Genomic DNA, 18,943 nt, shown 5'->3' on the forward strand with positions numbered 1-18,943 from the left:
GCGGAGACGGTGGGATTTGAACCCACGGAACCCAATAAAGGGTTCTCCACCTTAGCAGGGTGGTGCACTCGACCGGACTATGCGACGTCTCCTGAGCGCCCGCGGGGCGAACGCACGTCGACCATCATAACCGCACCCGCGAGGCGGGCGTGACATGCGCCTCCGCCGACGCCGCGGGCCCCTCGAGGGAGCCCGGTGTCGTCGAGGGAGCCCTGGATGACGGGCCGTCTCGACGGGAACGGGTTCCCTCGGCGGGGTCGCGGCTACTGCTCGTCGAGCGTGCGGCCGACGGTGCAGGTCTCCTGGTCGGCGGTCTGGCCCGACACGTCGCTCGGGAGCGCCACCGTCGCCTCGGGAGCCGGGGTCGCCGGGTCGGCGGTCGCCGCCGGGTCGGGAGTGGCAGCCGGGTCCGTGGTCGCAGCGGGATCCGGAGTCGCGGCGTCCGTCGACTCCGAGCCGCCGCCGGTCGTGCCGGTCAGCGCGATCGGCTGGTCGGCGAGCAGTGCCGCGGTGAGCGCGCCGGCCGCCTCCTCGCTCGGGTAGACGCCGTTGCCGTCGATGTAGGTGGGGTACTGCACGAACACGACGCTCGCGAGGTCGACGTCCTTCACAGCGAGGCCGATCGAGACGAGGGTGTTGACGTTCTCGAGCGAGGTCGAGAGCTGCATGTTCGAGACGGACGCCTTGGCGAGGCCGTAGAGCGCGACGGGGTTCGACAGGGTCGAGGCGCTCTTCACCTTGCGCACGAGCGACGAGAGGTAGACCTGCTGGCTCGAGATGCGGGTGAGGTCGCTGCCGTCGCCGACGCCGTGGCGGGTGCGGAGGAACGCGAGGGCCTCGGCTCCCACCAGCGTGTGCGTGCCGGCGGACAGGTTCAGGCCGGTGTACTCGTCCTCGATGGGGCTGGCGACGCAGACGTCGACTCCGCCTACCGCGTTGGACATCTCGATCACGCCGTCGAACTGGATCAGCGCCGCGTACGGGATCTCGAGACCTGTGAGCTGCTCGACCGTCTGGACCGTGCAGGCGAGCCCGCCGTAGCCGAGCGAGGTGTTGATCTTGGCCGACCGGAGCGGCTCGGACACCGCGCCCGTCGTCGGGTCGGTGCAGGAGGGGATCGGCACGTACATGTCGCGGGGGAAGCTGATGACCTCGACCGTGGAGTGGTCCTCGGAGATGTGCATCAGCATCGTCACGTCGTTGAGATTCTCTGAGCGGTCGCCGTAGGCGCCCTCCGCGGATCCCTCCGCGCTGTCGCTGCCGGCGAGCAGGATGTTGACCCCGCCCTCGATCGCGCCGATCTCGGGGATGGCGGTGCCTCCGTCGGTGGAGCCGATGTCGAGGTCGACCGAGGGGCGCGCGCTGCCGGCGATCATCGAGACGGCGATCGCGACGATGCAGACCGTGCTGAGGACGCCGACTCCGACGCACGCGGCGAGGATGCGCGCTGCGAAGCGGAACCCGCTCTGCGGCCGGAGGCGACCGTGCCGAGCGGCGGTCCTCCGGGTCGGGGCGGGTTCGCTCATCAGGACGTACTCTCTCTCGGGCGCCGGGCGGCGTGCTGCCGCACCGGTGGATCGGCGTTCGAGGAGGAGCGTACCCGGCGGGGCCCGCCGGGGGCTCGGAGCAGGACGCTTCGAGCCGAACGCCCAGCGCTGCGCGCTCGGTGCCCTCGAGTCAGCCGAAGAACCCGACCGAGCAGGTCTGCTGGTCGGCGCTCTGGCCGGTGACCGACTCTGGCACCGCAACCTTGGAGTCGCCCGCGGGAGCGGCGGGATCGACCGGAGTGCCGGGAGTCGCCTCCGCCGTGGCGAGCGGGTCCGTCGTCGCGGGCCCGCTCGGAGGCTCCGTCGTCGTCGGAGCGGCGGCCTCGCCCTCGACTATCGCGCCGCCGCCGGTGCCTCCGGTGAGGGCGATCGGCTGGTCGGTCTGCAGCGCCGCGGCGAGGACGTCGCCCGAGGTGCGGTCGGGGACCACTCCGCCCGAGGCCTCGACCGTCGGGTACTGCGCGAAGACCACGTTCGCCAGATCGACGTCGCTGAGCGCGAGCCCCATCTGGACCATCGTGTTGACGTTGTCGAGTCCGGTCGACAGGGTCATGTTGCCCAGCGCCGCCTTGGCGAGTCCGTAGAGGGCGACCGGGTTGAGCAGGGTCTCGGTGCTCTTGATCTGGCGGACCAGCGCCGAGAGGAAGACCTGCTGGTTGCTGATGCGGGTGAGGTCGCTGCCGTCGCCGATGCCGTGGCGGCTGCGGAGGAACTGCAGGGCGGCCATCCCCTCGAGCGAGTGCGTGCCCGGCTCGAGGTAGGTGTTGGTGTAGGGGTCGGCGATCTCGGTGGCGACGCAGACGTCGACCCCGCCGACGGCGGTCGACATCTCGATGACGCCGTTGAACTGGACGACCGCCCCGTAGTCGACGGTGACGCCGAGGAGCTCCTCGGCGACTCCCGCGACGCAGCCGAGGCTCACGTCCTTGCCCATCGCCTCGTTGATCTTCGTGTCGTAGCGGGCGGGGATCGTCTCCCCGGTCGCCGCGTTCACGCAGGAGGGGATGTCGACGTACATGTCGCGCGGGAAGCTCACCACGGTGGCGTTGCTGTGGTCGGCCGACACGTGCATCAGCATGTTGACGTCGTTGAGGACGCTGGTCTCCTCGTCGGGGTCGCCGTAGGCGTCGCCCTGACCCTGCCGCGAGTCGCTGCCGACGACGAGGACGTTGAAGCCGCCCTCGAGCGCGCCGATCGCGGGCACCTCGGCCGCCGCCTCGACGCTCGAGCCGGCCGCGACCGGATGCAGGTCGACCGACGGCTGCGCGGACTGCACAAGCAGCGTGGCGGCGATGGCGACGACCGAGACGGAGGCGACGACGCCGACTCCGGAGACCGCCGCGGCGGCCTTCACCAGAGTCCGCGCGAGGCTGTGCCGCTTCTGACGACCGTGCCGCACGAAGGGGCGCGGCGAGCGCGTCGACTCGTCCGCGGCGGAGGGCTCCGTCGAGAAGGGCGTCCTGCGCATCCGTCTCCCGTTCGTCTCGAGTGCTGGCGGTGTCGGCGGAGCGTGGGCGCATCCGGCCGGAGGTGGAGCAGGGACTCGCGGAGGGGAATGCCGTGTCCGCGTCGGGCCATACTACCCAGAGTCGCTCCGGAGGCGGATCGGCAGCGTTCCCGAGTGCGCGCCCCACTGCCCGATGGAACCGATTCGAGCGATCGGACATATCCCGTCATGACCACTTCCTCTCCGCCGCGGGACACCGCCGAGTCCTCGTGGGCGAACGTGCTCACGGGCGACCCGGACGGCTTCGGCAGGCTCTACGACACGTACAGGCTCCGCGTCTTCTGGCACGCGCTCCGGCACACGCGGGCGCTCCACGACGCGGAGGACATCGCCGCCCTCGTCTTCCTCGAAGCGTGGCGCAGGCGCACCTCGATCCGTCTCGTCGACGGATCACCGCTCCCGTGGCTGCTCGCGACGACCAACAACATCGCGCGCAACGTCGACCGCTCCCGCCGACGGCATCAGCTGGCGCTCAACCGGCTGCCCGAGCCGCGGCACCAGGAGGACTTCTCGGACGAGGCGGGCGAGCGCATCGACACCGCCCCGCGCCGGGAGTCGATCCGCAGCGCGTTCGCCGGCCTCGCCGCCCGCGACCAGGACGTCCTGTCGCTCTGCGTGATCGCCGAGATGCCGGTCAGCGAGGCCGCCCGCGTGCTCGGCGTCCCGGTCGGCACCGTCAAGTCCCGACTCTCGCGAGCCAAGGTGAAGCTCGCCGCACTGATCACCGACCTCACCGCCGACGCAGCCACCGATGGAGGTGCACGATGAACGACAAGCCCGTCTTCGACCCCGACCGCGATCGCGCCATCCGCGCCATGATCGTCGAGACCGCCCGCGCCGAGAAGGCGCGCCCGTCACTGCGCACCCGCGCCTCCCTGCTCATCGGCCTCGTGGTCGCCGCGCTCCTCGTCTCGGGGGGCGGAGTCGCGATGGCGCTGACCGGGATCATCCAGATCCCGATCGCGGCGCCTGCTCCGGTCGAGACGCCGACCGCGACGCCGACACCGACCATCACGCCGACGCCGACGACCGCTCCCGCTCCGCCGCCGGCACCGGAGCCGACCCCGACGCCGACGCCGACGCCTGCCGACCCGAGCTCCTGGGTCATCAGCTTCGACGGAGTGGGCCCGATCGTCTTCGGCGGGCCGATCACCGACGCTTCTGCAGCTCTGGACACGACCGACCTCGTACCCTTCTCCTTCGGCTTCGAGGAGTGCCCCTCCGACTACCGTCAGCTCCCCGACAACGGACGCACTTTCGTCGGAGTGGACCCGGACGACGCCGGCGCCGTGGATCACATCGAGGTCGCGAACTACGTCACCGACGAGGGGAACCAGCTCGACGGCGCCCTCCCGCGGACGGTGTCCGGCATCAGCACGGGGTCCACTCGCGCCGAACTGATCGCGACGTACCCCAATCTGGTCGAGGAGCCGGACGTCGCCGGAGACGCGCTCTACTCGTTGGCGGGACCCGACGAGCGCCGACTCTGGTTCCGGATCGCGACGGCCACCGACACCGTGCAGGCGATCTCCCTGAGCACCTCCCCGGTGTACACGCTCGGCGGTTGCGGGGCCTGACCGCAGCGGAACTCGGAGCGCCTCTCCTCAGCCGGAGAGGCGCTCGGAGGTGTATGGCGGAGGGCTAGGGATTCGAACCCTAGAGACATCTCTGCCCACCAGTTCAAGTCAGGTTCGCGGGCTCCGGTCGGACCCGAATGACGGCGGGGCCCGGACGATGGCCCGGGGCTCGCCTCATTTCGTCTACGCCAATCTCGGGCTGTACCCGTCACTAGTGCCAAATGAATGACACGAGAGCTGCGACAGTAACTCACCTCATAGCGCGCTCGATGAGGTCAGGCGTCGTCAACTGACTCCTTCTCTTGTAGGTAGCCGATGGCGCGGACGAACCAGAAGAAAACGACGGCGCCCCGATGCGTGCAACCAGTGGAAGAACCCATCGATAGGTCCGTCAATCATGGCGAAGAGAGTGGTAGCACAGAAAGCGCAGTAGTGCCGCCACGACTGGCCTGCCCTGCCCGAAGAGAAGACCAACGATAAGCCTGGCGGAGACCTGGGCCAAAAACTGGTAGTACTCAGGATCAACACCCATGTCAGCGCGAAATGCAATGATCGTCGGAATAGCGCGTAGCAGACGAGCCCCAGGTAGACAGCGCTCCGGGCCGCGAACGCCGACCCGTCGCACGTCACCGGCGTCGAGGACGCGCTCAGGGCACTGCCTGCGGCGTCCCGAACATACTCCGCCCGCCGCTCCCGAACCGATGAGCGCGAGCACGGCACCGACCGCAACGATCGACTGCCAAATCAGGTCCATGTGGCTGTCCTACGCTTCATCGGTCAAGTCGCTTTTCGGCAGACCAGCTAGCGGACAACTTCAGTCTGCTGCGCGCCTCTCTACGCAACCGTGGCGCGGGGACGCTCACAGCCGTCTCGCCGAGTGATCAGGACTTGTTGTTCTCACAACGGGCGGCTGCGCGGCTCACGGAGTCGCGGGACGTGACCCTTCGGTTGGCGAGGTCCTCTGCGGAGGAGACCAAGGCAAGCGGAGTCAAGCAGCCATCGCAGGCTCCGTCGTCCTCACGGTGACAGCGGACGGTCACCTTCATGTCCGCTGCCGACTGGCACACCCACACTGGAAGAGCAGTTCGCAGAAGGGTCGCGAGTCCTGGATTCGAACAACGGAGCTTCTCTCCCAGACTTCGTGAAAAAGTCAGTTACGATCTTGATTAACGATGCTGACTCGCGAACGGACCGGATCATCTTCCAATCACTACTTCCGGGCTTCAGAGATCTGCGGACCCCCCTCGCTGCCGGGTTCCTCTTGGCAGCGGCTGCGTGGTTGACGTGGGGCGAGTCGGTCCCGCCGCGTGGAACCGCAGCAGGGGTGCCCGAATCGATCTACATTCTCTTCGAGACACTCGGCAGCTATACGTTGCTTGCAGTCCTTACGTTCGGCTCTTACACCGCCGGAATGATATGGATGGCTCCCGTTCAATGGCTGTTCGACAAGATCGGCACCCTCCCGAAGCTCGGATTGCGAACCTACGCCGACCAGACCACGACGAATCTTCTCAATCAGACTCGCCCTGTGATGGAAGACGAGGGAGGCAAAGATGCATACGCGGCACTGACCGAACTCCTGAAGCAGGTCTCATCCGCTCCTCTCGACCGGGGTGACCCTACGCCCGAGAAAACCGTCCGTCGGCGAATCTCCAATTCTCTCGCTGAGAACTTCAAAGACGCAGCGGTCGTCCTGCAGGCCGAGAATCACGAACTCTGGGACATTTACGATCGCGGGACCGCCGAAGCACAGTTCCGCTTCGGGATCGCCATCCCCTTCGGGATCACTATCGGGCTCCTGGCGACAAACATTTTCAACACGACCTGGCAGTTGGCACTTCTCTTTGGTGTGGTTGCCGCAGGAGTCATGCTCGCCCTCAGCGTGATAAAACTCCGCGAGGCAGTAACTGCGCTTCGACGCGGGCTGGAGGCGGCCAACGTGAAATCGCGCAAGCAGGTCGCGCTGGAGGAGGTCATCGGACGACTAAACCGGTAGTGGAGACCTGACCGCCGACGGCGGTAATCGCGGCGGACTGCGGACTGCCTGGCGGAGGGCTAGGGATTCGAACCCTAGAGACATCTCTGCCCACCAGTTTTCAAGACTGGCTCCATCGGCCGCTCGGACAGCCCTCCTCGCCGCTCCCCGAGGGCAGCGACAGTCGATGGTAACGGACGGCCGATCCCCTGGCGAAGAACAGCCGGTCAGCGGGCGTCTGGCGACACCACCGTCACTCCGGGGAAGTATGTGCCGTACCGTCCGCGGTCGCGGGTCAGGAGTCGGTGACCCGACACTGCCGCGTGTGCGCCGATGAAGAAGTCGGGCAGCGGGGCGGTCTTCGTGCCGCCGCGCCGACGGTAGGAGAGAAAGGCCTTGCCTGCGACGAAGCCCGCCGCCCACGGCAGGGCCTCGCGGAGGAAGTGCGTCGGCGGCAGAGCCTCCTCCAGCTCCTCGATCCGATCGAAGCCGACCGACACCTCGGAGTAGACGATCGGGTTGATCACGACGGGTCCGCGGTCGAGAGCCTCCTCGAGAGCGGCGGCCGACCAGTCGGACCAGGTGGGATCGTCGGTCAGAACGTCGAGGAGCACGTTCGAGTCGACGAGGGTCGCGTCATTCACCGCGCAGAAGTGCCATCAGCTCATCGGTGGATCGCGCAGTGCCTGCTCGCCCGCGCAGACGCTCGACGACACGGGCTCCGCGTCCGCCCTCGGTGCTGTGCACGATCCGCAGCGTCGCCCCGTCGGCGACGACGTCCACCTCGTCGCCCTCGACGAATCCGTAGGCGTGGCGCAGATCCGCCGGGATGGTGACCTGCCCCTTGCTGTTGAGCTTCACGCGCGCCTCCGTAATACGTGGTGGACGTAATACAGGATACGCCGGTCCCCCGGTCAGCTCCAGGAGAGATTCCTCAGCGCAGCGCGCCCAGCGCCGCCGCGACGCCGTCCTCGTGCACGGTCGGCACGACGGCGGAGGCGACGGCGCGGACCTCGTCCGGAGCCTGGCCCATCGCGAGGCCCGACCCCTCCTCTGCGGCCCAGGTCAGCATCTCGATGTCGTTGCGGCCGTCGCCGAGAGCGACCACGTCGGCGCGGTCGATGCCGAGCTCCTGGCGCACCAGCTCGAGCGCGGTCGACTTGTTCACTCCGTGCGGAGCGATGTCGAGCCACGCAGTCCAGCCGATCGCGTAGCTGACCTGGTGCAGGCCCATCTGCTCGACGAGATCCGAGAACTCGTCGATGTCGGTGCCTGGAGAGATGACGACCACGCGGGTGCAGAGCCGGCCGAGCAGCTCCTCGAACGGCACGTGCGTCGTCTCGACGCCCATCACCGCTCCTCCGGGGAAGGCCTCGGTGTAGAAGAAGGCACCCTCGGCGTCCTCGACGGCGTAGTGCGCGTCGGGCAGGAAGCGGCGGATGTTCTCGAGCACGCCGGTGGGATCGAAGGTCTCGACCACGTCGGGCCGGTACTCGCCCGACGCGTCGCGCCGGAGCGTGACCGCGCCGTTGCAGCAGACGACGTACTCGGGCGCGATGCCGAGCCGCGCGACGACCGGCAGGGTCGACGCGGGCGAGCGCCCCGTCGCGAGCATGACCTCGTCGCCCCGGGCGACCGCGTCGGCGATGGCACCGCTCACGGCGTCGGTGATGGTGCCGTCCTCGTGCATGACGGTGCCGTCGATGTCGAGGGCGATCAGGCGGCGGCCGGAGGAGGCGCTCATGCGGGGCGGACCGGCTCGAGGACCTCGAGGCCGCCGAGGTGCGGGCGGAGAGCCTCGGGCACCAGCACCGAGCCGTCGGCGCGCTGGTGCGTCTCGAGTAGGGCGACGATCCAGCGGGTGGTCGCGAGCGTGCCGTTCAGCGTGGCGACGGGCGCCGTCTTCCCCGACTCCGTGCGGTAGCGGGTGTCGAGGCGGCGGGCCTGGAAGGTGGTGCAGTTCGAGGTCGAGGTGAGCTCGCGGTAGGCGTCCTGCGTGGGCACCCAGGCCTCGACGTCGAACTTGCGCGCGGCGCTCTGGCCGAGGTCGCCGGCGGCCACGTCGATGACGCGGTAGTGCAGGCCGAGGCTCTGCAGCATCGCCTCCTGGTGCGCGACGAGGCGCTCGTGCTCGGCCTCCGCGTCCTCGGGGAGCGCGTAGACGAACATCTCGAGCTTCGAGAACTGGTGCACCCGGATGATGCCGCGGGTGTCCCGACCGCCCGAGCCCGCCTCGCGGCGGTAGCAGGTGCTCCAGCCGGCGTAGCGCTTGGCGCCGCCGGAGAGGTCGAGGATCTCGTCGCTGTGGTAGCCGGCGAGCGCCACCTCGCTGGTGCCGGTGAGGTACAGGTCGTCGTCGCGGAGGCGGTACACCTCGTCGTCGTGCTCGCCGAGGAACCCGGTGCCGTCCATGATCTCGGGGCGCACCAGCGTCGGCGTGATCATCGGCGTGAAGCCCGCCTCGAGCGCGCGCTCGAGGCCGAGGTTCATCAGCGCGATCTCGAGACGGGCGACGAGGCCCTTGAGGAAGTAGAAGCGCGCGCCGCTGACCTTGGCGCCGCGCTGCATGTCGATGCCGTCGAGCAGCTCGCCGATCTCGAGGTGGTCGCGCGGGGCGAAGTCGAAGACGGGGCGCTCGCCGACGGTCCGGAGCACGTCGAACGACTCCTCGCCGCCGGCGGGGACGCCGTCGATGATCGGGTTCGCGAGGCGCTTGACGAGCGAGGTGAAGCGCTCGTCGGCCTCGGCCGCCTCCGTCTGCGCCGCCTTCGCGCCCGCGGCGAGGCGCTGGGCCTCGGCGACGAGCGCGGCCTTCTCGTCCTTCGGAGCCTTCGCCACGGTCTTGCCGAAGGCGTTCTGCTCGGCGCGCAGCCGCTCCGCCTCGGTGATCGCCGAGCGGCGCACGCGATCGGCCTCGAGCGCCTCGTCGACCAGCTCGACGGAGTCGCCGCGCGCCTCCTGCGAGCGCTTCAGGACGTCCGGGTTCTCGCGCAGAAGTACGGGATCAATCACCCCAGCAGTGTAGACGGGCGCATCGCCCGGCCCGCGGCACCTGATGATCGGCCGTGCCGCCCGATCCGTTCGCGGCGACGGCCGCGAACACCTCTCGACCCCCTGCCCCACCCGACGAAGGCGCACCCGAACCATGACTGACCCGAGCACCTCGGCCGACCAGGCCCTCCCCCTCCGCGTCGAGCGCGACGGCTCCGTGGGCCGGATCCTGCTCGACCGGCCCGACGCGCTGAACGCGATCGACCTCGGCACCGCCCGGCTCCTGCTGCGCGCCGTGCTCGAGCTCGACGCCGACCCGGCGTGCTCGGTGATCGTCGTGGAGTCGACCGGGCGCGCGTTCTGCACCGGCGGCGACGTCTCGGCGATCATGAGCGCCGCGCGCCCCGACCACTACCTGCGCGACCTCGCCACGACGGCGGCGGAGGCGTTCCACCTCCTCGAGACGACCGGGGCCGTCGTCGTCTGCGCCATCGACGGCATGACCGCGGGGGCGGGCATCGCCTTCGCTCTCGCGGCCGACATCGTCGTCGCGACTCCGGCCGCCGTGTTCGTCAGCGCCTACGGCGACGTCGGCCTGGTCCCGGACTGCGGGGTGACCGACTCCCTGCCCCGCGCGATCGGGCGGCGACGGGCGCTCGACTTCGTGCTCTCGGGCCGTCCCGTCCGCGCGAGCGAGGCCCTGGAGTGGCAGCTGGTCACCGAGGTGGTCCCCCGGGCCGAGCTCGCCGACCGGATGCGCGAGCGGGTCACCGCCCTCGCCGCGCGCCCGGCGCACGTGGCCGCGGCGGCCAAGCGCCTGCTCCGGACCGACGCCGCCCACCGCACCGAGCGGGCCGCCGAGGAGACCGACACCCTGATCGAGCTGCTGGCCGTGCCCGCCACGCGCGCGCTGCTCGACGCCGAGCACGAGCGCCAGCGCCGACGCGCGTCGCGGCCCCGGAGGGTCGCCGCCTCGGTCTAGCGTCAGGTGCCGCCCGCTAGCGTGACCGGCATGATCCCGACCGCAGCACGACGAGCGGCCGTCGTCGCCAATCCCACGAAGGGCGACCAGGCCCGGCTCCGCCAGCTCGTGACCGCCGCCGAGCAGGCGCACGGCTGGGAGCCGACGGTCTGGTTCGAGACCACGCCGTCGGAGCCGGGCAGCACCCAGGCGAGGGCGGCCGCCGCGTCCGGCGTCGACGTGGTGCTCGCGGTCGGCGGAGACGGCACGGTCCGCGCGGTGGTCGAGGGGCTCCGAGGGTCGGGGACGGCCCTCGCGGTCGTCCCGTTCGGCACCGGCAATCTGCTCGTGCGCAACCTCGGGCTGCCGCTGGGCGTCGAGGAGTCGGTGCGCATCGCCTTCGGCGGCGGCGAGCGCCGCATCGACACCGGAGTCGTCGACGTCGACCGGCCCGACGGGACCCGGCAGGAGCACGCCTTCGTCGTGATGGCGGGGCTCGGCATCGACGCGAAGATGATCGCGAAGACGAGCACGAAGCTGAAGAAGGCCGTCGGCTGGCTCGCCTACGTCGACGGCGGGATGCGGGCCCTGGCCGAGCTCGGACCGGTGAAGCTGCGCTACTCGCTCGACGGATCGGCGTCGCGCTCGGTCTCGGTGCACTCCGTCATGGTCGGCAACTGCGGAGTGCTGCCCGGCGGGATCCTGCTCATCCCCGACGCCGCCCCCGACGACGGAGTGCTCGACATCGTCGCGCTGCGTCCTCGGGGGCCGTTCGGCTGGCTGAAGGTCTGGAACACCCTGACCTGGGAGAACGGCGTCCTGCGCCGCTCCGCCGCGGGGCGGAAGCTCATCGACCTGGGCCGGGACGCGCGCCAGGTCACCTACCTCCGCGGCGAGGACATCCGGATCCGCGTGGACGAGCCGCAGGAGATCCAGCTCGACGGCGACGAGTTCGGCCTCGCCTCCGCGGTGCGGATCCGGGTCGATCCCGCGTCGCTGCTCGTGCGGGTCGCCGAGAGCGCCTGAGGCCCGGGTCAGGGCGCGACGGCCAGACCCGCGAGATCGTCGAGCGACGCGACCCCCGACTGCTTCAGCATCACCCGGAACTCGTCGCCGAGCAGCGCCAGCAGCGCGGCGACCTCGTCGGCGCCCCCCGCGGCGAGCGCCCACAGCAGCGGGCGGCCGACGAAGGCGGCGCGAGCGCCCAGCGCGAGGGCCGCGAGCACGTGCCGACCCGAGCGGACGCCGCTGTCGACGTACACCTCGGCGTCGCTGCCGACCGCGGCCACCACCTCGGCGAGCGCGCCGACCGCGGTCACCGAGCCGTCCATCCGCCGCCCGCCGTGCGTCGACACGACCACTCCGGAGGCGCCCGCGTCGACCGCGCGCCGGGCGTCCTCGCCGCGCAGCACGCCCTTGACCAGCACGGGCAGGCCCGAGACGGTGGCGAGCCTCCCGATGTCATCGAGACCGGGGTTGGGAATGGGCTGCGCGAGCACGCGCTCCCGCTCCGCCTCGGTCAGATTGCCGAGCCGCGCGCGGCCGGGGATGTCGGGCCAGCCGAGCGGCTCGATCCCGGGGCGATCGCCGCGCAGCACCGGCATCTCGACCGTCAGCATCAGGGCGCGGGCACCGGCGGAAGCGGCGCGCTCGACGAGCGCGTGCGTCACGTCGGCGTCCGACAGCAGGTACACCTGGAACCACCAGGGCGCGCCCTCGGCCGCGATCCGGTCGAAGGGCAGAGCCGTGTTCGTCGAGACGCCGAGGAGCGTGCCGGCGCGGGCCGCCGCCTCCGCCATCGCGATCTCGCCGCGGGGGTCGGCCGCCACCTGCTGCGCCATCGGCGCGACGAGCAGCGGAGTCGCGACGCTCGTGCCGAGGACCGTGGTCGCCGTCGACGCGTCGAGGGCGCCCCTGAGCGCGGCGGGGCGGAAGCGGACGGCGTCCCACGCGGCGAGGTCGGCGTCGCGCTCGCGGTGGTCCCCCGCCACGGCGCCGTAGTAGTCGGCGACGAACCACGGGAGCGCCTCCCTGGCGCGCTCCTCGAGCTCGCCGATGCGTCGACGCGACTCCGCGCTCCCGGTGGTCATCAGCGGCCTCCCTCTCGCGACGGGACGCCATCGCACCTCGACACTAGGGCGTGTCGAACAAGAGATCGCCGTCGCGAGCACGGCCTGATCGTGCGAGCTGCAAGGAGGAAGCCGAAGGTCGATGCGGGCATCGACCGAGGTCTCCGACGCCGCAGATCGTGCGATCAGGCCGAGCGGAGCACGCGAGATCTTGTTCGACACGCCCTAGGGTCTGTCGTCGAACTCGGCTACCGTAGGGGCCGCGAAGGGGAGTAGTTCCCACCGTCCGCAGTGCGGACGACGAGTGCGTGTCGACATGCTGGCCCGGAACGAACCGGGCCCGGCGCGCCACCCGGATCCTGATCGGTCCGGGCGAACGAGACCTTCGGTCAGTCGACGCACGTCCTGACCGGTCCTCTCGCGCGGGTCGGCGGGCCCGATCCCAGGAGATCCCATGGCGAGCACCGCACAGGACCCCACCCCCACGCAGATCCGGCGCTGGCGGCGCTACCTCGCCGACGAGCTCGCGGAGGCCGCGACCTACCGCGACCTCGCGCAGCGCCGCACCGGCGAGGAGCGCGAGATCCTGCTCGCCCTCGCCGCGGCCGAGGGACGGCACGAGGAGCACTGGCGCGAGCTGCTCGGCCCGGCGGCGGAGCCCTCGCCCCGGCCGGACGTGCGCACGCGCCTGCTCGGGTTCCTCACCCGGCGCTTCGGCTCGGTGTTCGTGCTGGCGCTGATCCAGCGCGCAGAGGCCCGTTCGCCCTACGCCGACGACGACGACGCGACCGAGGCGATGGCGGCCGACGAGCGGATCCACGGCGAGGTGGTCCGCGGGCTCGCCGAGCGCGGACGCAGCCGGCTCTCGGGCACGTTCCGCGCCGCGGTCTTCGGCGCGAACGACGGGCTCGTCTCGAACCTCGCCCTCGTGCTCGGAGTCGGAGCGAGCGGCGTGGCCACGAGCGTCGTGCTCTTCACCGGCATCGCCGGCCTGCTCGCGGGCGCGCTCTCGATGGGCGCGGGAGAGTTCGTCTCGGTGCGATCGCAGCGCGAGCTGCTCTCGGCGTCCCACCCCGATCTCGACACCAACCGCGTCGTCCCCGATCTCGACGTGGACGCCAACGAGCTCGCCCTGGTCTACCGCGCCCGCGGGATGACGCAGGAGGAGGCCGACGCGCGCGCCTCCACCGTCTTCTCGGGCCTGCGCGGAGGGGCTGCACCCACCTCCCCGATCACGATCGGCGGCCCGAGGGCCGACCCGTCGATCGACGAGCACGAGTCGATCGGCACCGGCATGGGCGCCGCGCTCTCGAGCTTCTGCTTCTTCGCGTCCGGCGCGATCATCCCCGTGCTGCCGTACCTGCTGGGGATGTCGGGGCTGGCGGCCGTGATCCTCGCCTCGGTGCTGGTCGGCCTCGCCCTGCTGGCGACGGGCGCGATCGTCGGGCTGCTCTCGGGCGCGCCTCCCCTCGCCCGTGCGCTGCGCCAGCTCGGGATCGGCTACGGAGCGGCGCTGGTGACCTACCTGCTCGGGCTGCTGTTCGGCGCTTCCGGGGTCTGAGCGTCCGGAGTCCGCACCGCCCTGCCCTTCCACTGGACGGCTCCGACCGCGATCGCGAGCAGCAGCGAGAACGGCAGGCAGCCGAGCAGCGGGATCGAGGCGTAGTAGAGGATCTGCCGCTGGATCCACGCCGGCGACGGGGTGTCGGAGTCGCCGTAGTACGACGCGGGCGGCGACGAGTAGCCCGTGTAGAGCACGAAGAGCCCGAGTGCGCTGCCGGCGAGCCCCGCGAGCAGCAGCGCCAGGAGCCAGGGGTTGCGGAGGAACGAGGTCCGGCGCGGCGCCTCGGGCGGACCCGGTCGGGTCTCGTCCTCGGCCGACGACTCCCACGGCGCCTCGGGCGTGGTCGGGAGTGCGGGCTGCTCATCGGCCGGGGGCAGCCTCAGCGGCGCCCGGCTCGGAGCGGGCGGCGTCGCCCGGAGCTCCCGACGAGTCCGGGCCGCGGCACCGATCGGAGGCAGCCCCGCGATGGGCTGCGCCGGCCGGGTCGGCCCCGTCCCCGGCCGGGCGAACGCCCGCTCGTCGCCGCGCACGCGGTCGACGCCGCCCGCGAAGCCGCGCTGGAACGCCGCGTCGTACCGCGGATCCACCGTCTTCCGATCGCTACCGTCGCGCTCCGTCATCATCGACCTCCGGCTCGTTGCTCAGGATCCCGCGCAGCCAGTCGCGGGCCTCGATGAACACCTCGTCGTCGTAGCGTCGCACGTACGAGACCTGACGGCGATCCGCACGGGGATACGAGCCGAGGAAGATCACCCGCGGACTGAAGCGGCGGAGGCCCAGCAGCGCGTCGGCGACCCGCTCGTCGTGCGCGTGTCCGTCGAGATCGATCACGAAGCGGTAGCGGCCGAGGGCGTCCCCGATGGGGCGGGACTGGATCATGCCCAGATTCACTCCGCGGGTCGCGAACTGCTCGAGCATGTCGAGCAGCGAGCCCGGCTCGTCGGAGGGCAGCTCGACGATGAGGCTCGTCTTGTCGGCGCCCGTGGGCTCGGGGAGCGCGGTCGAGCGCGAGACGTGCACGAAGCGCGTGACCGCGTTCGGGTTGTCGCCGATGCTCTCGGCGAGCACCTCGACGTCGTGGTGGGCGACGATCCCCGGAGGCGCGATCGCGGCCTGCGCGGGCGCCCCGTCGAGCAGGTCGATCGTGGCCTGCACGTTGCTCGAGGCCGGCAGGTACTCGTGGCTCGGGATCTCGCGGTCGAGCCAGAGCCGGCACTGCCCGTAGGCGACCGGGTGCGCGGCGACCACCCGCACGTCCTCGAGCCGGGTGCCGGGGCGCCCGACGAGGATGAACGACACCGGGACGAGGTACTCGCCGACGATGCGCAGCCCCGGGATCTTCGCGAGCGCGTCCTGCGCGGCGGTCACGCCTCCCTCGACCGAGTTCTCGATCGCGATGACCGCTCCGACGCTGCGGCCCGAGACCAGGTCGCCCAGCGCCTCCCCCACGTTCGAGACGCTGCGCCACTCGTGGCCGCGCGCCTCGGGGACCTGCGCGAGCGCCGCCTCCGTGAAGGTGCCGGAGGGCCCGAGATAGCTGTAGGTGCGGGGATGCGAAGAGCTGTCGGGCATGGCGGACAGCCTAGCCAGGGCGGTACCCGCGCGGCCGCCGGGCTGACACTATGGACCCCATGACCGATCGCGCAGGGAAGCCGGCACAGGCCTCCGATCTCATCGACGTCGAAGCCCTCGTGAGGGCCTACTACGACAACAAGCCGGACGTGTCCGACCCGCTGCAGAAGGTGGTCTTCGGGACCTCCGGGCACCGCGGATCCTCGTTCGACACGGCCTTCAACGAGGACCACATCGCGGCGGTGACGCAGGCGATCGTGGAGTACCGCACGAACGAGGGCATCACCGGCCCGCTCTTCATCGGAGCCGACACCCACGGCCTCTCGCGCCCGGCGCTGACGACCGCGCTCGAGGTGCTCGTCGCCAACCAGGTGCGCGTGCTCGTCGACGAGTTCGACGACTTCGTGCCGACCCCGGCGCTCAGCCACGCGATCCTCCGCTACAACAACGACCCCGCGCACACCGACCGGGCCGACGGCATCGTCGTCACGCCCTCGCACAACCCGCCCCGCGACGGCGGCTTCAAGTACAACCCGCCGCACGGCGGACCCGCGGACTCCGACGCCACGACCTGGATCGCGAACCGCGCCAACGAGCTGATCGCCGACGGCAACCGCGACGTCAAGTCGGCCGAGCCGAGCGCCGTCGAGACCTACGACTACCGCACCCACTACGTCGCGGACCTGAAGAACATCATCGACATCGACGCGATCAAGAAGGCGGGAGTGCGCATCGGCGCGGACCCGCTGGGCGGCGCCTCCGTGCACTACTGGCAGCTGATCGCCGAGATGTACGAGCTCGACCTGACCGTCGTCAACGGCGAGGTCGACCCCGCCTGGGGCTTCATGACCCTCGACTGGGACGGCAAGATCCGGATGGACCCGTCCTCGCCGAGTGCGATGGCCTCGGTCGTCGCGCGCGCGGGCGAGTACGACATCCTGACCGGCAACGACGCCGACGCCGACCGTCACGGCATCGTCACGCCCGACGGCGGACTGATGAACCCCAACCACTACCTCGCCGTCGCGATCGACTACCTCTACCGCCACCGCTCCGGCTGGCGCGAGGACGCCGCGATCGGCAAGACGCTCGTGTCGTCGTCGATCATCGACAAGGTCGCGGAGTCGCTCGGGCGCCGCCTCTGGGAGGTGCCGGTCGGCTTCAAGTGGTTCGTGCCCGGCCTGGTCGACGGCTCGGTCGGCTTCGGCGGCGAGGAGTCGGCGGGCGCGTCGTTCCTGCGCTTCGACGGCACCGTGTGGACCACCGACAAGGACGGCATCCTGCTGGCGCTGCTCGCCTCCGAGATCGTCGCCGTCACGGGCAAGAGCCCGTCGGCGCTCTACCGCGAGCTCACCGAGCAGTTCGGCGACCCGGTCTACGAGCGCGTCGACGCCGTCGCCACCAAGGCGCAGAAGGCGGCCCTCGGCAAGCTCGACGGCGACGCGATCACGGCGACCACCCTCGCCGGCGAGGAGATCGTCGCGAAGCTCTCGAAGGCGCCGGGCAACGACGCCGGCGTCGGAGGCGTCAAGGTCGTCACCGAGAACGCGTGGTTCGCCGCGCGCCCCTCTGGCACCGAGGACGTCTACAAGATCTACGCCGAGAGCTTCCGCGGCCTCGACCACCTGCACGAGGTGCAGGCCGAAGCCCGCACCATCGTCGACGGCGCCCTGGGCTCGTAGCTCGGCCCTGAGCCGGCGAGGAGACTCGATCAGCGGAGGGAGGGCGCGCCTCCTGCGAGACGCGCCTTCCTGCGGGTGGCCGTCCCTCGCGGATCGAGTAGCCCGCGCAGCGGGCGTATCGAGATCCACCGACGTCAGAGGGCCGGGGCGACGTCCCGATCCGCTGGAGTGGCGAGTCCTTTCAGGAGACAGCACCTCACGCCTGAGCCCCGTCCTCGCTGATCGAGTAGCCCGCGCAGCGGGCGTATCGAGATCCACCGGCGTCAGAAGGCCGGGGCAGAGAACCGTTCGGCTGGAGCTGGTGAGTCTCGATACGCCCCTGCGGGGCTACTCGACCAGCATGGACGGCGACAGGCGCCGACTTCTCCCTCCCCGTCTCGGGTCCGCGCGCGTCATGCCGCCGAGAAAGGACTCCGACAGCCCGCCGACCCCGCAGGTCGTGTCGCCTCCTGGGGCTGCTACCAGCGGGGGTGCACGGTGGGGCGGAAGTGGGTGTCGTAGAGGGCGTTCACCGACTCCATGAAGCGCGGGCCGAGGGGGGCGGCGGAGGCGGCGGCCGCGTTGGCGCGGGCCTGCTCGACGGAGCGGGCGCCGGGGATCACGGCGGTGACGCCCTCCTGCTGGATGATCCAGGCGAGGGCGGCGGCGGCCGGCGCGAGGCCCTGGCTGTCGGCGAGAGCCGAGAACTCCTGCGCGGCCGCGACTCCGGTCGCGAAGTCGACGCCCGAGAACGTCTCGCCCACGTCGAACGCGGAGCCGTCGCGGTTGTAGCTGCGGTGGTCGTCCGCCGCGAACGTCGTCTCGGTCGTGTAGCGCCCGCTGAGCAGACCCGAGGCGAGCGGGACGCGCGCGAGGATGCCGACGCCCGCCTCGCGAGCGGCCGGCAGCACCTCGTCGAGCGGCTTCAGGCGGAACGCGTTGAGGATGATCTGCACGCTCGCGACATTCGGCCGGGCGATCGCGGTGAGCGCCTCGTCCGTGCGCTCGACCGAGACGCCGTAGTGCGCGATCGCTCCGTCGGAGACGAGAGTGTCGAGCGCGTCGAAGACGGCGTCGTCGGAGTAGACGGACGTGGGCGGGCAGTGCAGCTGCACCAGATCGAGGGTGTCGACGCCGAGGTTCTTCCGCGAGCGGTCCGTCCAGGCGCGGAAGTTCTCGAGCACGTAGTTCGAGGGGATCTGGTCGACGCGACGGCCCATCTTGGTCGCGACGAACACCTCCGCGTCGGGGTGCGCGGCACGGTACGCGCCGATCGTGCGCTCACTGCGGCCGTCGCCGTAGACGTCGGCGGTGTCGAAGAGCGTGACCCCCGACTCCACCGCGGCGTCGAGGATGGCGAGGGCGTCGCTCTCGGCGACGTCCCCCCAGTCGGCACCGAGCTGCCAGGTTCCGAGGCCGACGACGGAGACGGGCGCACCAGTGCGTCCGAGGGTTCGAGTGTCCATGCCTCCACCGTAGGTGCGCGCACCGGAGCGCGGAGCCCCCTTGCGCGTGGCCT

General features: G+C 70.9%; 18 protein-coding genes and 2 tRNA genes. 7 read left to right on the plus strand and 13 right to left on the minus strand.

Annotation, left to right across the window (positions count from 1 at the left end; genetic code table 11):
• Window position 1: 1 nt before the first annotated feature.
• From GRS96_RS16875 to GRS96_RS16885, 3 genes are all read right to left on the minus strand, one after another.
• Window positions 2-92, minus strand: a tRNA-Ser gene (locus GRS96_RS16875).
• Between the two features lie 171 nt (window positions 93-263).
• A complete protein-coding gene (locus GRS96_RS16880) occupies window positions 264-1,526 on the minus strand; it encodes an LCP family protein (RefSeq protein ID WP_159852482.1) in 1,263 nt (420 codons plus the stop codon).
• Between the two features lie 151 nt (window positions 1,527-1,677).
• Window positions 1,678-3,015 carry an LCP family protein gene (locus GRS96_RS16885; RefSeq protein WP_159852484.1) on the minus strand — a complete coding sequence of 446 codons (1,338 nt, stop codon included), beginning with the start codon at window positions 3,013-3,015 and terminating at the stop codon, window positions 1,678-1,680.
• A 207-nt stretch (window positions 3,016-3,222) separates the two neighbouring features.
• On the opposite strand from GRS96_RS16885, the gene GRS96_RS16890 reads away from it, so the two are divergent.
• Window positions 3,223-3,822 (plus strand): RNA polymerase sigma factor, encoded by a 600-nt coding sequence (locus GRS96_RS16890; RefSeq protein WP_159989014.1) that lies wholly within the window; start codon window positions 3,223-3,225, stop codon window positions 3,820-3,822.
• Window positions 3,819-4,631 carry a hypothetical protein gene (locus GRS96_RS16895; protein ID WP_159989015.1) on the plus strand — a complete coding sequence of 271 codons (813 nt, stop codon included), beginning with the start codon at window positions 3,819-3,821 and terminating at the stop codon, window positions 4,629-4,631. The genes GRS96_RS16890 and GRS96_RS16895 overlap by 4 nt, the downstream gene beginning before the upstream one ends.
• Window positions 4,632-5,022: 391 nt before the next feature.
• Here the strand turns inward: GRS96_RS16895 and GRS96_RS16900 are convergent, their stop codons facing one another.
• Window positions 5,023-5,385, minus strand: coding sequence for a hypothetical protein (locus tag GRS96_RS16900; protein ID WP_159989016.1), 363 nt, complete (start codon window positions 5,383-5,385; stop codon window positions 5,023-5,025).
• Between the two features lie 570 nt (window positions 5,386-5,955).
• On the opposite strand from GRS96_RS16900, the gene GRS96_RS16905 reads away from it, so the two are divergent.
• The gene (locus tag GRS96_RS16905; protein WP_159989017.1) at window positions 5,956-6,627 is read left to right on the plus strand and encodes a hypothetical protein; all 672 of its coding nucleotides are present in this window, start codon (window positions 5,956-5,958) and stop codon (window positions 6,625-6,627) included.
• Window positions 6,628-6,676: 49 nt separating this feature from the next.
• Here GRS96_RS16905 and GRS96_RS16910 read toward each other — a convergent pair.
• The 5 genes from GRS96_RS16910 to serS form a co-directional block, all read right to left on the minus strand.
• Window positions 6,677-6,764 (minus strand) — tRNA-Ser (locus tag GRS96_RS16910).
• A gap of 69 nt (window positions 6,765-6,833) precedes the next feature.
• A complete protein-coding gene (locus tag GRS96_RS16915) occupies window positions 6,834-7,250 on the minus strand; it encodes a type II toxin-antitoxin system VapC family toxin (protein ID WP_159852518.1) in 417 nt (138 codons plus the stop codon).
• The gene (locus GRS96_RS16920) at window positions 7,243-7,467 is read right to left on the minus strand and encodes an AbrB/MazE/SpoVT family DNA-binding domain-containing protein (RefSeq protein ID WP_159852520.1); all 225 of its coding nucleotides are present in this window, start codon (window positions 7,465-7,467) and stop codon (window positions 7,243-7,245) included. Before GRS96_RS16920 ends, GRS96_RS16915 begins: the two co-directional genes overlap by 8 nt.
• Window positions 7,468-7,540: 73 nt before the next feature.
• Complete coding sequence (locus GRS96_RS16925) at window positions 7,541-8,350, minus strand: HAD family hydrolase (protein ID WP_159989018.1); 810 nt, start codon at window positions 8,348-8,350, stop codon at window positions 7,541-7,543.
• Entirely contained in the window at window positions 8,347-9,618 is a 1,272-nt protein-coding gene (gene serS, locus GRS96_RS16930; RefSeq protein WP_159989019.1) for a serine--tRNA ligase, read from the minus strand. The genes GRS96_RS16925 and serS overlap by 4 nt, the downstream gene beginning before the upstream one ends.
• 133 nt (window positions 9,619-9,751) lie before the next feature.
• Here serS and GRS96_RS16935 point away from each other — a divergent pair, with 133 nt between their 5' ends.
• Window positions 9,752-10,579, plus strand: a complete 828-nt coding sequence (locus GRS96_RS16935; protein ID WP_159989020.1) for an enoyl-CoA hydratase/isomerase family protein — start codon at window positions 9,752-9,754, stop codon at window positions 10,577-10,579.
• A gap of 30 nt (window positions 10,580-10,609) precedes the next feature.
• Window positions 10,610-11,584 (plus strand): diacylglycerol/lipid kinase family protein, encoded by a 975-nt coding sequence (locus tag GRS96_RS16940; protein WP_159852528.1) that lies wholly within the window; start codon window positions 10,610-10,612, stop codon window positions 11,582-11,584.
• A gap of 8 nt (window positions 11,585-11,592) precedes the next feature.
• Here GRS96_RS16940 and GRS96_RS16945 read toward each other — a convergent pair whose 3' ends face one another.
• Entirely contained in the window at window positions 11,593-12,648 is a 1,056-nt protein-coding gene (locus tag GRS96_RS16945) for an alpha-hydroxy-acid oxidizing protein (protein WP_159852530.1), read from the minus strand.
• Window positions 12,649-13,081: 433 nt separating this feature from the next.
• On the opposite strand from GRS96_RS16945, the gene GRS96_RS16950 reads away from it, so the two are divergent.
• On the plus strand, window positions 13,082-14,188 hold the full coding sequence (locus GRS96_RS16950) for a VIT1/CCC1 transporter family protein (protein ID WP_159852532.1): 1,107 nt from the start codon (window positions 13,082-13,084) through the stop codon (window positions 14,186-14,188).
• On the opposite strand, the gene GRS96_RS16955 is transcribed toward GRS96_RS16950, so the two are convergent.
• Together GRS96_RS16955 and pheA are read right to left on the minus strand one after the other, a co-directional pair.
• Window positions 14,149-14,778 (minus strand): hypothetical protein, encoded by a 630-nt coding sequence (locus tag GRS96_RS16955; RefSeq protein WP_159989021.1) that lies wholly within the window; start codon window positions 14,776-14,778, stop codon window positions 14,149-14,151. The genes GRS96_RS16950 and GRS96_RS16955 overlap by 40 nt on opposite strands.
• A 13-nt stretch (window positions 14,779-14,791) precedes the next feature.
• Window positions 14,792-15,763, minus strand: a complete 972-nt coding sequence (pheA, locus tag GRS96_RS16960) for a prephenate dehydratase (RefSeq protein ID WP_159989022.1) — start codon at window positions 15,761-15,763, stop codon at window positions 14,792-14,794.
• Between the two features lie 59 nt (window positions 15,764-15,822).
• Here pheA and pgm point away from each other — a divergent pair, with 59 nt between their 5' ends.
• Entirely contained in the window at window positions 15,823-17,445 is a 1,623-nt protein-coding gene (gene pgm, locus GRS96_RS16965) for a phosphoglucomutase (alpha-D-glucose-1,6-bisphosphate-dependent) (RefSeq protein ID WP_159989023.1), read from the plus strand.
• A 458-nt stretch (window positions 17,446-17,903) separates the two neighbouring features.
• Here pgm and GRS96_RS16970 read toward each other — a convergent pair whose 3' ends face one another.
• Window positions 17,904-18,890 (minus strand): aldo/keto reductase, encoded by a 987-nt coding sequence (locus GRS96_RS16970; protein ID WP_159989024.1) that lies wholly within the window; start codon window positions 18,888-18,890, stop codon window positions 17,904-17,906.
• Window positions 18,891-18,943 lie beyond the last annotated feature (53 nt).

This window comes from Rathayibacter sp. VKM Ac-2803 (assembly GCF_009807175.1).
Lineage (GTDB): Bacteria > Actinomycetota > Actinomycetes > Actinomycetales > Microbacteriaceae > Rathayibacter.